At 55.2% G+C, this 14569-nt stretch carries 6 protein-coding genes and 1 other RNA gene; 4 read left to right on the plus strand and 3 right to left on the minus strand.

The annotated features are described in order from the left end of the window. Positions 1-137: 137 nt before the first annotated feature. Positions 138-1160, plus strand: a complete 1023-nt coding sequence (locus SV7mr_RS10715) for a hypothetical protein (RefSeq protein WP_419188383.1) — start codon at positions 138-140, stop codon at positions 1158-1160. 383 nt (positions 1161-1543) lie between these two features. Here the strand turns inward: SV7mr_RS10715 and SV7mr_RS10720 are convergent, their stop codons facing one another. The 3 genes from SV7mr_RS10720 to SV7mr_RS10730 all read right to left on the minus strand — a co-directional run bounded on the left by SV7mr_RS10720 (position 1544) and on the right by SV7mr_RS10730 (position 6956). Continuing rightward, positions 1544-2680, minus strand: coding sequence for a hypothetical protein (locus SV7mr_RS10720; RefSeq protein WP_145271832.1), 1137 nt, complete (start codon positions 2678-2680; stop codon positions 1544-1546). A 3038-nt stretch (positions 2681-5718) separates the two neighbouring features. After that, positions 5719-6090, minus strand: a transfer-messenger RNA (tmRNA) gene (gene ssrA / locus SV7mr_RS10725). A gap of 152 nt (positions 6091-6242) precedes the next feature. Next, positions 6243-6956, minus strand: coding sequence for a 3-keto-alpha-glucoside-1,2-lyase-like domain-containing protein (locus SV7mr_RS10730; RefSeq protein ID WP_145271834.1), 714 nt, complete (start codon positions 6954-6956; stop codon positions 6243-6245). A 444-nt stretch (positions 6957-7400) separates the two neighbouring features. Between SV7mr_RS10730 and SV7mr_RS10735 the strand changes: the two genes are divergently transcribed. The 3 genes from SV7mr_RS10735 to SV7mr_RS10745 are packed head-to-tail and all read left to right on the plus strand — an operon-like array spanning position 7401 to position 14434. Then, positions 7401-11534: a DUF1553 domain-containing protein gene (locus SV7mr_RS10735; protein WP_145271836.1), complete on the plus strand. Its 4134-nt coding sequence runs from the start codon at positions 7401-7403 to the stop codon at positions 11532-11534. Continuing rightward, positions 11524-13011 (plus strand): DUF1501 domain-containing protein, encoded by a 1488-nt coding sequence (locus SV7mr_RS10740; RefSeq protein ID WP_419188384.1) that lies wholly within the window; start codon positions 11524-11526, stop codon positions 13009-13011. Before SV7mr_RS10735 ends, SV7mr_RS10740 begins: the two co-directional genes overlap by 11 nt. 34 nt (positions 13012-13045) lie before the next feature. After that, on the plus strand, positions 13046-14434 hold the full coding sequence (locus tag SV7mr_RS10745; RefSeq protein WP_145271838.1) for a DUF58 domain-containing protein: 1389 nt from the start codon (positions 13046-13048) through the stop codon (positions 14432-14434). Positions 14435-14569 lie beyond the last annotated feature (135 nt).

Below are 14569 nucleotides of genomic sequence, written 5' to 3' on the forward strand. Positions count from 1 at the left end.
GAACTCTCTTGGGGGAGGTGGGTTTCAGGGCGGGTGAGTCGAATATAATCGTGCTCAGGTGGAAATCGATTCTCATCCGCCGGACCTTCTGCCCCAAATTTCCCCCCTCCTTCATGTCTTCCTTAAGGAACCTCGTGATGCCCTTCAGACACGCGTTTTGTTTCGTCTTCGGACTTGTTTTCTTGACTTCCAGCGTCACTGCGGCGGATCGAGTGGTTTACGAAGGAGAAAGCGGGCCCGGAAAGGGCAAGCACATTCTGTTCATCGCATCGGATCACGAATATCGTGGCGAAGAGACCTGTCCCGCGATCGCTCGCATCATGGCCGATCGTTATGGATTCAAATGCACGGTTTTGTTTGGTCAGACAAAAGAGGGACTGATTAAGCAAGGTTCGAGCTTGATTCCCGGAATTGAGGAGATCGACGACGCCGACATGTTGTTCTTGTTTCTACGGTTTGTGGCTCCCGAAGATCCTTGGATGGAAAAATTCGAAGCCTACCTAAAGCGTGGCGGTCCGGTACTTGGACTACGAACCACAACGCACGCCTTCAATGGTCTCAAGGGCAAGTATGCCTTCTTCAATTACAGTAACAAAGACAAAGACTTCGTTGGCGGTTTTGGCCGCCAGATCTTGGGTGAAACTTGGAATCCCAAGCTGGGAGCCGGTCACTACGGTTCCAATCACAAGTTTGCCACCGCGATGAATGTTGTGCCTGGTCAGGAGAGTCACCCCGTGATGCGTGGCGTGAAAGACATGCACGCGATGGCCGGTGCCTATTCGGCGGTTCCCATGCCGAACTCAACCATTCTGGCAACCAATCAAGTCTTGCAGTCGATGGAAGTCGGCGCCCCGGCCAACCAGGACAAGGCCCCCCAGCCAGCTGCTTGGGTGCGTGAGTATTCCTACAAGGGCGGTCCCAAAGGACGCGCGTTCTGTTCGACTCAGGGAGCTTCGGAGGACATCGTCAGCGAAGGCGTCCGTCGTCTCGTGATCAATGCCACTCTGTGGTGCATGGGCATGGAAGACGAGATCAAAGCCGATGCGGACGTCTCGTTTGTCGGCCCCTACAATCCGTCCACGTTTAGCTTCAAGGCCTCTGTCACCGATGCCAAGCCTTCGGATATCGAAGGTTGGGACACGCCAATTCTGAAGCCGTAAAGCAAAGCCGGAGTTCTGCCGCGAAAACAGTGGTTCGATCGCCTGAGAAACGGGATCCGAACCAACATTTTCCCGAATTGCCATCGGCACTCTTCTCAGGCAAGCACCGTCGCCAAGGCAGCCTACTGTCACACAACCCCGCCCCCTCGCATCAGTCGCGAGTGGTGTTGCTGATGTAGGCTTGGCGTCAAGCACGATGCAAAGCCTTGAAGCCACCATTCGGCCTCTTGGCTGGCTTAGCGTTCGTCTGAAGCCTGTCCATCAAGCGGCCTAGTGCTGGCTCCGTTGCCGCTCTGTTCAAGGCAACAAGCAATCATCCTGCGGCGGGTCCGCTTGACGGCTCATTCAGCTTGCCCACGATGCCAGGCAAGTCATGGATCCGGCTATCGGACGAAGGTTAGATTGAGTCCCAGAACCAGGCTGGTCATTTCATCCCCGTCCATCCGAACCGATCCGGCAGAGGGCGGTGTGCCGAGCTCGCCGTACTCCATCTGTGGCACATAGTTCAGGTACTCTGCGGTGGTGTATCCGCTGATGAAGGCGTTGGGGCTGATCGGTTTGGTTAGTTTCAATGTTGCGTAGGGATTCACTGCGAAATCGGAACTTGATCGTGTCCTGGAGATGTCACTCGGTGTGCTGTCGGCATAGTTGCCAACGTAGTCTGACGACGCGCCGTACAGGCCGATTCCACAGTCGCCCTCAAACATCCAGCCAGCTCGGACGGGGCGACGCGTGCTCATGCCCAACTTGCCGCCGTAGTAGTCAGTGTTGAGCGACTCGCGCATGGTCACGGACGTACTGATTTGCCCAAACACGTCGAAATCTTGTTCCAACCTTCGTAGTGATGCTCCGGCATACAGTGTCAGCCGGTTTTGGCCGTATAGCTGGTAATCTTGGTGCAGCAGTAGATCAAGGCTGTGCAGGGCAACGTCGCGGTCGACGCGTGTGGTCAATGTATTTCCATCATTGGTTCCAAAGCCGCCGGCAGTATCGAACGCCTCCCAGCCGAAACGTGTTCCCGCGCCGGGGTCCAGGAAAGCGGAGTTGGTGGATGTCTGAGCGTCAAGGTAAGAGTACCGTGTTTCCAGTCGGGTTTGGCAGGCACCCAACAATGATCGGCGGCAAATCATTCCAATCGATCCACCTACGGCAAAGCCAGGTGTTGCATTGTCCGCAGTGTTGAGATTCGAATTTCTGTTAAAGGGACCACCCTCACCGCGTTCGGCGAAAAAGTTGTAGTCCGGCATCCAGAGGATTGTTCCACCGCCGTTGATATCGAAGTAGAACCGTCCGGAACCGCACTCGCAGAGGCTGCGTTGGCTCTCACACCCACATTTGGCATAGGACGCATCGCAGCAATTCGAGTGAATGCAGTCACAGGCGGACGGGACCACGGACTCATGCGCGACTGGCGGTGCGTCTTGTTGCGGCAAGCTGTTGTTAACACCATCACTAACCTGTGCAGTAAGGGGGCTGGCGATAACCACAATCATCAGCAGTGCTAAAGGTATGCGGTTCACGGGATCGATTCCAGAACGGGTCGGTTGATGGTAACGGGGCCGGGGAGTAGGGGCTGCATCACGTGCCATCGTCGTGCAGTTAGACCGGCTGCATGATTAGAATCCCAGGTGTCCCTGAACCCCAATGGTCGCGATGTTCGAGAACGCAAAGTCATCCCGTTCGCACCTGTTCTTTGCCAGAAAGACGCGGATAGGGAGACTTTTCCGCTTGCACTGCTTGTGCCGCCGCCGCGTTGGATGTTCTGTCGCTCATCACTTCGGCGCGTGCCAGAATGCTCGGTACAGCGTTTTGAGAACTCTCCCCGTCATGGTTGAAACTTAAAAAATGGTCTCCCGAGATAGACGAAGGCGGCAACCGCTTTCTTCGAATCGGGGTTCCGGCGAATTGGATAAACGCCACAATCAGCAAGAGCGTACGAAGCACGCACCAAGACCCGTAGGGTGCCGTGCTTGCGCGCACCAATTTACTCATTGGACTGGGACTGTCCCCCGTTTTGAATGCCAGTCCCGACCGAATGCCTGAACGCCGAAGGTGTTCCACACCAAAGGCCAGGGTCGCGCAGCGCTCCCTGGTACAGCAGCCTACCGCGTCCCCCTACCCTGAAAGGGTTGAACAAATAGTCCGCCACTGTTTGTCTCCAGGCGGAAACACTCTAGTCTGGTGTTGGTCCAAACAATCGGCATCAAATGATCCTGTCAAAGATCCGGACGTAGAAAAACACAGAGGTCACAGAGTTTTCTCCGTGACCTCTGTTCCTCTGTGTTTCAACTTTTCGAGTTCAGGCTTTTGAGCCAACGCGGGAACGCTTGTCGATCAATCGCTCCCATTGGCAGTGGAATGGCAGTTGTGATTTGTCAAATCCAGCGATCGTGTTGGAGTGTCCCCGTTAACGGCTTCCGCGGAAAACTTACGATCCCCGGCATTGGTTATCAAGCCGAGAATATACCACGAAGGACACGAAGAGCAGGAAGAGGGAATCACAATGATCCTCCGGGGTCTGTCCCCGAAGCGTCCGGTATCATTTGCGAGTAAATCAGCGTTGCAGAGCAGACGCGGATCAGTTTGAGCGCTAGCGGGACTTGATAATCTCTTGCAGACGGTCCGCCGAAAATTGCAATCGTTGCGAATTCCGGAATAAACCACGAAGGACGCGAAGAGCACGAAGATGGGGATCACAATCATTCTCCGGGGGTGTCCCCGAAGCGTCCTTTTGCAGCAGAGAATATTTGCTCTCCGCTCGGTGTGCCCCAAACCGGATGTAGAACACCTACGGCGTTCGGAGGTTTGATGGTTCCAATAACCCAAGGTGCGCTTCGCGACCTTGGGCTGTGAAAATGGAACACCTACGGCGTTCGGCAGGCCAGCCTGAAGTTCCTTCGAAGCACATGATCAGAAACACGCCCAAGCAACCTGCCAAACCCAAGGCGGCAGCTTTCACAATCTTATCCAGAGTTCCGAACGCCGAAGGTGTTCTACCTCAAAGCCCAGGGTTGCGCAGCGCACCCTGGGGACAGACGCCCATGCAGATCCTTTCCGAACGCCGAAGGTGTTCTACAAATGGTCCTGGGAAGCCCAACAGTACGCAAGCGAGTCCAAGGCTTCGCGCCCAAACGCTTGCACCAAAAATCGTAGGGTGCCGTGCATGCACCACTGCTTTGAGGATCTTCGAATTCGCTAGAACGACTGTCCGCCATAAAACGAAATTTAGCACTCGTTTGGGTTGCGTGTTGGTTGGTCAGTGCAAGCAAGCACCTTATCGAGCGTTACATCAGACGCCGGATTGGTCGGTTGTTGGTCAAACGATTTCCATCCTCCGGGTCAATCAAACGCGCTGTCACCGCGTCAACACACTGCCAAGCCGTCGATCGGTCGGTTTCTCTAACACAGTCGCCAACCCAAGAACGCCTTGGACACCCAAGTGAAACCAGGCAACCCATCAATGACTTGACTCCGTCCCCGATGCAGGACTCGGTTCATGGCTGACTAAGTCAAGTCCACAGCCTCGAGCGGGAATGGATGCAATCGCAGGAAATGCGGAACGCTAATCAGCACCTATTTACACTAATCAATGAGTGGGAATGAGTGCTGATGAGTGTTCCTGATCCAGGATGTCGAACATTGCGTCTTTGTACGGCGAATGCTTGGCTTTTACCTGGGCACGGCGAGTGAGATGAATTTCAATGGCCCAGCCGATGGTGCAATCAGCAGCCTGGATTTCGGTGTTCGTGTCGACGCGTCTCGGACTGTTAAGTCCACCGCCTCGAGCGGGAGTGGATGCAATTGCTGGAAATGGAGAACGCTAATAAGCACTTATCCGCACTCATCTATTAGCGTTGATTAGTGCCAATTAGTGTTCCTGATCCAGGACGTCGAACATTGCGTCTTTGTACGGCGAACGCTTGGCTTTTACCTGGTCAGGGCGAGTGAGATGAATTTCAATGGCCCAGCCGATGGTGCAATCAGCAGCCTGGACTTCAGTGTTCGTGTCAACGCGTCTCGGACTGTCAAGTCCACGGCCTCGTGCGGGAATGGATGCAATTGCTGGAAATGGAGAACGCTAATAAGCACTTATTAACACTAATCAATGAGTGGGAATGAGTGCTGATGAGTGTTCCTGATTCGGGACGTCGAAAATTGCGTCTCCAGTACGACCAGCGTGGAGCAGCGTGAGCCACTGAGCAAAACGCCTCCTTTCATCGTACGCATTGCGGACGCTAAAAGAGTTTCCGTAAACTTGTTGGTCAACAGCCTCTACCGGGTTTGATCAAGGCACTGGCACGTCCCGGGGAAATCGGCACCTGAGCGGCGAGCAACAGTAAGATCACCCTAGTCCCTCGATGGCATCATCAAAGAGACCGTCAACCGTTTCAACAACAGATGGACATCCCCTTGGTTGATGGCGATCTCCTAGTCTCTGACCACAAGCGTCTAATTGTCCCTTCGCGTGGACGTAATTGTCGCTGGAAAAATCGCAAATTAAGAGGTTCGCCGTAAGCCAATGAAAAAAGCCACTTTGCGAAGAATCGCAAAGTGGCTTGAGTGGAGGCGGAGGGAATTGAACCCTCGTCCCGCGATGCGTCCACGACGGCGTCTACGTGTGTAGTCGGACGGTTATGGACCGAAGCCCATTTCGCTTACAGCGGCGCTGCCCGACAGGCTCCGCCGCTCGCTAGATCGAATCTTTATTTAGCCTACCGCGTCTCGACCATGACGGTAAGCGATCCAGAATTGCATCTGACAGTCAGGCGGCTCTGGCAGCCCCCTTCAGTCAGGGTTGCCTGTTCTTAGGCAGCCAGTGCTAGATTTTCATCTGCAATTAAGTTGTGATCAGCTTTTTACGTGGCCAACTGATCAACCACGACACGCAACCATACGCTTCCAATCATCCGGTCGAATCCAAGTCGCCCCCGAATTCGCCAATCGAAATTGAAACGAGCCCCTAATTATACCGCACGATCCGCTGGGAGGCAAGTTGCCCCACGAGTTGACTAGACGTGGCACTCGCGGCAACCTGTCATTTTTCAGCAAATCGGCAAGCGGCAGCCAGAGTAGGCTAACGCCTTATTTGCGTACGACTTTGATGTCATCGACCCAGGCATCCTTGGCCACTGCCAGTCGCAGGCGACTTTTGGTGTCGTGATCGATCCCCGCTGAGGCGAACTGGCCGACTTCTTTGCCGTTGATGGAAACGGTCATGGTGTCGTCCTGGATTTCAACTTTCAAGTCATTCCAGGTATCGGCTGTCAACTTGATTGGGAAGGCTTTCTCTTTGGTCTTGATCAGCTTCCGGTCGTCGGCGGTCAAGGTCTTGTTTTGAGCCTTGTCGCGCATCTCTTTCTTCATCCGTCCCGTTTTCAGATCAATGATGGTCACTTTATTGAGCCGAATCTTGGCAACACAAAGATGCCCGGCATGAACGCTTTTCTCTTTCATGTCTGCGATGTTGATGCCAAGCTCGTCGCCCTGGCCAATGCGAAATCGCATGCTGATTTCAGCATTCTTGAATTGCAGATCATGAGCAACCGAGACGCCGTGGTCTGCGACTTCATGACGTGTCATTCGCATCGCCCCGTCAATCAGGTCAACTTGCTTGTTGCCTTTTGCACGGGCTTTGCTGTTCGTTGACCACTTGCCGCCCACTTGTTCCTGGGAATCATCGGTCTCTTGGCGATCAAAATTGTCTTTCAACAGGACCGTGTCAGCGGACAGCCCAGTGGTCAGGCAAAGCGCGATACCAATGGAAAACAGGGTGCTACGTCGAACGTTTCGTGTCATGGGTGAGTGATGTAGATAGGTTGGGGAAAGAAAGGCTTGCCGCTGAGTTGGGAGAGGCGGCAAAAACAGAACGGTTCAACGGATGGTCAAACGCATTCTGATTGTACAGCGGTTATACTGACTTTAGTCCATCGATGCCGAAAGTGGTCGCTGCACGGTTGTTCTTGGCGTTTCCCGCCAGTTCTTTCAGCGACGAGGCATTGGATGACCCCCGCCTCGGTATGTTCGTTCGCCCCCAGGGTGTCGTGCTGGCACAAATCCGTCAAACTCCAGCGTCAAACTGCAACGCCGGATGTGACGCACTGACATGCCCTGCAAGGACTGGTTGCCCCACATGCGTTGCGACCGGTTGCACTTTCACCTGGCTTCGAATGCACTGGCTGTGACTTCCCTCCCTTCCCCTGCTGTGCTCAGAATTTTTCGCCTCATTCTGGTATCGACCTCATGCATAAGAAAGACGTTCCGTCTTGGATAGATCATCGCTGGCAGCGGATGCTCTTGATCGTCATTGGTTTGCTCTGCTTTCATGGCAGCTCAATGTTTCATGGCAGCTCAATGGGGGCAGAGTTAACGCCTCCGCAACGTGAGTTTTTCGAATCGAAAATTCGACCCGTGTTGGTCGAGAATTGCTACGAGTGCCACAACTCAATCGATTCCAATGAGGGTGGTTTCATTGCCGATTTCGCCGGTGGCATGTTGCAGGCCGATAGCGGACCGATGATCGTGAAGGGTAAACCGGAACAAAGTCGCTTGATCAAAATCTTGCGCCATGAAATCGATGGTTTGGAAATGCCCGAAGGCGGTCCCAAGTTGGCTGACGCGGTCATTAAGGACTTTGAAGACTGGGTTCAAATGGGCTTGCCCGATCCGCGTGACCAAGCACCGACTGAAGAGAGCCTGCGCGAGCAAACATCATGGGAGAACACGCTGCAGCGCCGCAAGCAATGGTGGAGTCTGCAGCCCATTGAATCCGCGGCGTTGCCTGGAGGTCGCAGTGCCGCTCAGGTTCCGACTCGCGAACTGATTGATGCTTGGATCAACCAGGGCATTGAGAATGCCGGTGTGAAGCCGTCGCCGCCGGCGGACCATGCGACTTTGATTCGCCGGTTGTATGTTGTTCTGACTGGCTTGCCGCCAAGCATCGAACAACAATCGCGCTGGTTAGGTCAACTGAAGCGTGGCCAAGATCAACAAGCTGTTGTTGCGGCATTGGCAAGCGAGCTGATTGACAGCCCGGCCTTTGCCGAACGCTGGGCGCGGCACTGGATGGACTGGATTCGTTACGCAGAATCGCACGGCAGCGAAGGAGATCCTCGCATTGAAAACGCTTGGTACTATCGAGATTATTTGATTCGTGCTCTGAATGAAGACATTCCCTATGACACGATGTTGCGTGAACACATCGCTGGCGATCTGCTGACCAAACCCCGAATCAACCAGCAGCTGGGGCTCAACGAATCCACCATCGCCACCGCACACTGGCGAATGGTCTTCCATGGCTTTGCACCGACGGATGCGTTGGACGAGAAGGTTCGTTTCATTGATGATCAAATCAACGTCTTTAGCAAAGCCTTTCTGGGGCTGACCGTTTCCTGCGCTCGCTGCCATGATCATAAGTTTGATGCGATTAGCCAAGCAGACTACTACGCGCTGTTTGGGATCCTTAGTTCTTGCCGTCCTGGACGAAACGTGGCCAATGTTGACCAGGCGATCAATGCACAGACCTCGAAACTCGCAACGCTGAAAAAGCAGATACGCCAGCAGGTTGCCGCGGCATGGCTGCGCGACATCGATGCTGCGGGTCAGCGTTTGTTCTCTCGCTCGATTCCGGAGAAGGCCGACCAAGCCTTCCAGAGCGCGGTTCCCAATCAATTGTCTGTGTTAGCCAGCGATGACGATCGCAAGCAACCGTTTGCAAAGCGCTGGCAACAGCGTCTTGAACGTTTGAAGTCCGACATGGATCATGCTTTGACGGTCAAGCAGCAGGCGGCGCACTACTGGGATTTTGCGAATGTCGATGATCGTCAAGCGTGGTTCGTCGCGGGCAATGGTTTGGAATTTGATGCCCAGGTCGACCATCCCAGAGACTCCTTTGCCTTGCGGGAATCTGGCGTGGAAGCGATTGAGCAAGTCATGCCAGCCGCGGTCCGTTCGGATCGCATCAGTCGCAAGCACGCCGGTCGCTTCACATCACCCGACGTTCAACTCGCCGACAATCAAGTGCTGTGGGTTTTGGCCAAAGGTGCTGGGCAAGCTTCCGTTCGTTACGTCGTTCAGGATTATCCCCGCAACGGGACCGTGTACCCGGTTCAGAATCTCACTCCGCAGTGGAAGTGGTATCGTTTCGATTTGGCTTACTGGGCCGGAGACTCGATTCACGTGGAGGTCACGACGGCCAAGGACGCTCCACTGTTGACCAAGAATGATGCCAAGTCCTGGTTTGCGGTTCGCAAAGTCTTGATCACCGACCGATCCGCCCCCGGACCAAGGTTAGGGGGCCAGGGCATCGCGGCCCTGCTGAACGAGGATCAGGCGACGGTCAAGAGCCTGGATGAACTAACAGTCACGGCAAAAGCGGCGTTGCAAGGTGCCATCGAATCCTGGGGCGCTGGGAACGCGAGTCACCCGCAGAGCGTCATGATTGCCGACTGCGTCGATCATGGCGTGCTTTCGGCACATTTGGACCATTCCAAGTCGCTTCGGGAACTGGTGGAAAAGTACCGTGCGCTCGAAGCCCAGGTGCTTGTTCCAACCCGCGTTCCAGGGATCGAGGAGACCGCTGGAACCGATCAGGCGATGATGGTTCGCGGGAACCACAAGCAATTGGGGGAACTTGTTCCGCGTCGTTTTTTGGAAGCCATCGATTCAACGCCTTATGAAGCACAGGACAGTGGCCGTTTGCAGCTGGCCGAAGATCTCTTAAGAGTCGACAACCCGTTGACTCGGCGCGTGATCGTCAATCGGCTTTGGCATCATCTGTACGGGACCGGGTTGGTACGAACCCCCGACAACTTTGGACGCTTGGGGTTTGCCCCTTCGCATCCGGAGTTGCTTGACGCATTGGCTGATCGCTTCTCTCAACAAGATTGGTCGATCAAGCAAATGGTGCACGCGATGGTGACCACGGAAGCTTGGCAGCGATCATCAAGTGCCGATGAATTGGCATTCCAGAAGGATCCCGACAATCAACTCTTTGCACGATCCAACGTCCGTCGGATGGAAGCCGAAGTGGTTCGCGATGCTTTGCTATCGGTGAGCGGAAGCTTGGCACCGCAAACCTTTGGACCGCCGGTTAACGCCGATTCGAATCGCCGCAGCCTTTATGTGCGTGTCGTTCGAAATGCCTTGGACCCGTTTCTGCGAGTGTTTGATTACCCCGAACCGTTTAGCTGTGTTGGCGCCCGTGACGTCACCAATGTGCCGGCTCAGTCGCTGGCAATGATGAACAGTCCACAGGTGGTCAAACATGCCAGGTCGCTAGCCAATCGCGTGCTGAGAGATCCTGCTTTGCCGACCGTGGAGTCCAAGATCAATCGCATGTTCCGGTTGTGCTTTGCTCGTCATGCCACCGACGACGAATTGTTGGCCGCGCGGACGATGTTGGATGATTTCGAATTTGATTTTCGAGAGCAATCGGCGAGGCAAGCCGCGATAAAAGAACAGCGAAAAAAGCTTGAGGAACAAGTGCAGCGGTTGCTGGCAACAGCCAGGCAACGTTGGCGGGAGAGCCAAACTGAGCCCGATCAGGAAAGCCAGTCTCTGCCCGAGGCCTACGCTTCGTGGGACTTTACCAAGTCGTTGGAGTCCCCAGAGAATCCCATCACCCTGAAGCTTCAGCGGGACGCCAGGCAAGACGCGGATGGACTGCACTTGGGACGAGATGGTTACGCGATTTCCAGTCCACTGACCAAGCCGATTGAAGAAAAGACTTTGATGGTGACGGTTCAGTTAAGTGACTTGAATCAGCGAGGCGGTGGAGCCATCACCTTGCAAACGGCCGACGGGAGCTTGTTTGATTCGATTGTTTTCGGCGAACAAACCCCGAAGCATTGGATGGCCGGTAGCAACTTATTTCACCGGACAAAACCGTTTGGGGGCGCAGCCGATTTACAAGCCGGTCAACAACCCGTTCACTTGGCGATCACGTACGATAATCAGGGCACCATCACGGGTTACCGGAATGGGCAAGCGTACGGTAAACCCTATCGCACCGATAAATTCATTGGTTTTGCGGCCAAACAATCCGTGGTGACATTCGGTGTGCGCCATTTGCCTGCTTCGGGTGGTCGCTTGCTGCACGGACGAATTCTGAACGGAGCCCTGTTTGATCGAGTCCTCGGCGCTGAAGAGATTCAAGCAATTGCCTCAGGCAATCAGAACTATGTCAGCGAGCAACAGTTGGTCAAGCTGTTGTCCGCCGAACAGCGAGCACAGTATGAAAAGTCCAAGCAAGGGATGGAAGAAATCACCAAGCAGCTCGACCAGATCGGGCCTGTCCGCGAAGCGTCAGATGCGGAAACGATGGCGGCTCTAGCACACTCGATGTTTCAGTTGAAGGAGTTCCTCTATGTTCGATAATCAAGCTCGTCCGAACCGCTTGTATTCACGGCGTCGCGCTCTAGAACTGGCGTCCACCGGATTCGGTCTCACGGCGCTGACCGCGATGCGGAATGCTGCCAGCGCCAATCCGCTTGCCCCCGATTCATCCGGTGGGGCATCCGTTCAGTCTGTCGCTCATGGAGCGGCAATGCAGCGACTGCATCATGCACCGAAAATCAAACATGTGATCTTTTGCTACATGTCGGGGGGCGTTTCGCACATCGACTCGTTCGATCCAAAGCCTAAGCTGGATCAGTTGAATGGCAAGCCGATGCCGGTTTCGGTGCAGCGAACCCAGTTCAACAATAACGGCAGCGTGATGGCTAGCCCGTTTAAGTTCACGCGCTCGGGGCAATCGGGCCTGCCGGTCAGCAGCATGTTCCCCCAACTGGCGACGGTGGCCGACGAACTGGCAGTGGTGCGTTCGATGACGACGCCGGTGAACGAACACGCGCAAGGTAATTTCTTGATGCACAGTGGGTTCCCATTCATGGGGCATCCCAGCGCTGGAGCATGGTGCGCGTACGGCCTGGGATCAATGAACCAGAATCTGCCTGGGTTTGTTGTGTTGCAAAGTGGCAGTGCTCGTGTGCCTCATGGAGGCGTGAGCCTGTACAGCAGTGGGTATTTACCCGCCCAGAATCAAGGCTCGATTCTGCAAGCGGACAAGCCCGATGCGATTCGCAACATTCAACCGATTGGTAACATGGCGTATCAGAATCGCCAGCGGGACTTCGCCAAAGCATTGGATGCGGACTTTCTAAAACGCAGCGGGCGAGACAATCAAGTCAACGCGGCGATCGAAAACTATGAGACCGCGTTTCGGATGCAAACCGCAGTCCCAGAACTTTGCGACATCAGCGGCGAAACCGAGGCCACGCGGAAACTGTATGGCTTGGACAGTCCGGATACTGAAAAGGCAGCCTATGCAAGGCAGTGCTTGTTGGCTCGACGGTTGGTCGAGAAAGGCGTCCGGTTCATCGAATTGAGTTGCCTGACCAAGAGCATTGGCGCTGGCGGTGCAGCGAACCCCTGGGATCAACACGGTGATTTAGAACGTGGCCATCGTGCAATGGCCGAACAAGTCGATCAGCCGATCGCAGGTTTGATCAAAGACCTTCGTCAGCGAGGATTGCTAGAGGAGACGCTGATTGTCTGGGCCGGCGAATTTGGCCGGACGCCATTTTCCCAGGGCAGCAACGGGCGCGATCACAATCCGCAGGGATTCAGCGTTTGGTTTGCCGGTGGAGGTGTCAAAGGGGGCACGGCTTACGGAGCCACCGACGAACTCGGTTACCATGCCGTCGAAAATGTGTGCAACATCTATGACATGTGGGCCACGGTGCTGCACCTGCTGGGGGTCGATCACGAACGACTGACGTTCCGATACAGCGGACGTGACATGCGGTTGACCGATGTGCATGGAAATGTGCTGCACCCGATTTTGAATGCTTAGCCTTCACGGGGGCCGATGATGTACAATCAACGGTATGGCAGATCAAACGACAAGCAGCAATGAACAGGCGACTGATTCGCAGTGTTCACCGGGACCGAGCGGAAAAGCAACGCTCCTCGCTGGTGGTGCGTTCGTCTTGCTCGTTGGCCTGTTGATCGGAGCCAGTTTGTGGTTGTTTGCCGGATTGACCGCGCTCGCAGCCGTCATCGTCAACCGGTTCCTGGCGAATCTGTGGACGCGCTGTGTGGTTGCAAAACGCCTTGGCGGCGATGTTGAAGTCCGGCAAGGTGACCAGATCAGTGTCGGGATTGAACTGCACAACACCAGTCGAATCCCAGTGCTGTGGCTGTTGGCCGAAGACGTGCTGCCGCCGCGGGCGATCCTCTTCACTCCCCCTGCCCTTGAGGTCCAGGGAGAACGGGTGCAGATCTTCATGCTGTGGCCTAATCAAAAACGAGTGATCGAGTACAAGATCAAGTGTAACCGACGCGGCCATTACCAGATCGGCCCCATGGTCTTGGAAACCGGTGATGTGATGGGGTTGTTTCGTCGCTTTAGTCTGGGGGCGGAACCAAGCTATGTCACCGTTTTGCCGAAAATTGTCCCCTTGGATGCCTATGACATCGCGTCGCGTCGTCCGATGGGTGAGATTCGCATGCGTGATAACCTGTTCGAAGATCCGACTCGCTTGCGCGGCATTCGACGCTGGCAAACGGGCGATCCGATGCGCCGCGTTCACTGGGCTGCCACGGCGCGCACCGGAATCTTGCATAGCAAAGTCTACGAGCCCAGTTCGATCGCCGGGGCAACCGTGATTTTGGACATGCACGTCGATAGCAACCCGATTCGGCACGAACCGGTCCGAGGCGACCTGGCGGTGATGGCCGCGGCAGGCATCGCCCGTGCCCTGCATGAAGTCTCGCAACCTGTGGGCCTGGTCAGCAATGGCCGTGATGCAGCTGATCGGATTCAGACACAAGGTTGGGTGGGCGACTATCGGGTTCGAGATCAGGCGAAGCGGCAAGCGGCAGATGCCGTCGAAAATGATCGCATGCGGCCTATTAATCTGTCAGCCGATCGAGGCCCGGGGCAGTTGCAAGAGATCCGTTCGACGCTGGCGCGATTGGAACGCAGCGATGCACTGACGCTGCCCGAATTGCTGATCGAAGTTGAGGGACAACTCAGTCGCGAGACGACGCTTCTGTTCATCGTGCCAGAAGCCACCGAGGATGACTTGGCGGCCATCATTGGTTTGGCCAGGCAAGGTGCCGCCGTCGCCGTGATCATCAACACGCTAGAAGTCGATCAGTATCTGGACCTGGCGGGACCGTTGATCGCGATGCGTATTCCCACGTATCATTTGACTGACGAGCAATCGATTCGGGGCATCTGCCAGCAAGTGAATCTGACCGCCATCACTTGACGGTCGGTGGGAGGCACTCCATCGGCACCAAGAAAACGGGGACAGAGGCGTCGGTCCGTTTAGAATCTCGTCACCAATTTAGTCGCTGTCACGCGGGTTTTAGGCGTCTGCACCGCTTTCACCCTCACCTCGCTT

This window comes from Stieleria bergensis, assembly GCA_007745635.1.
Classification (GTDB): Bacteria; Planctomycetota; Planctomycetia; order Pirellulales; family Pirellulaceae; genus Stieleria; species Stieleria bergensis.

What these genes read in the sequence shown, in the direction of transcription:
- SV7mr_RS10715 (WP_419188383.1), top strand. Translation starts at nt 138, where the DNA reads ATGCCCTTCAGACACGCGTTTTGTTTCGTCTTCGGACTTGTTTTCTTG.
- SV7mr_RS10730 (WP_145271834.1), bottom strand. Translation starts at nt 6,956, where the DNA reads ATGACACGAAACGTTCGACGTAGCACCCTGTTTTCCATTGGTATCGCG.
- SV7mr_RS10735 (WP_145271836.1), top strand. Translation starts at nt 7,401, where the DNA reads ATGCATAAGAAAGACGTTCCGTCTTGGATAGATCATCGCTGGCAGCGG.
- SV7mr_RS10740 (WP_419188384.1), top strand. Translation starts at nt 11,524, where the DNA reads ATGTTCGATAATCAAGCTCGTCCGAACCGCTTGTATTCACGGCGTCGC.
- SV7mr_RS10745 (WP_145271838.1), top strand. Translation starts at nt 13,046, where the DNA reads ATGGCAGATCAAACGACAAGCAGCAATGAACAGGCGACTGATTCGCAG.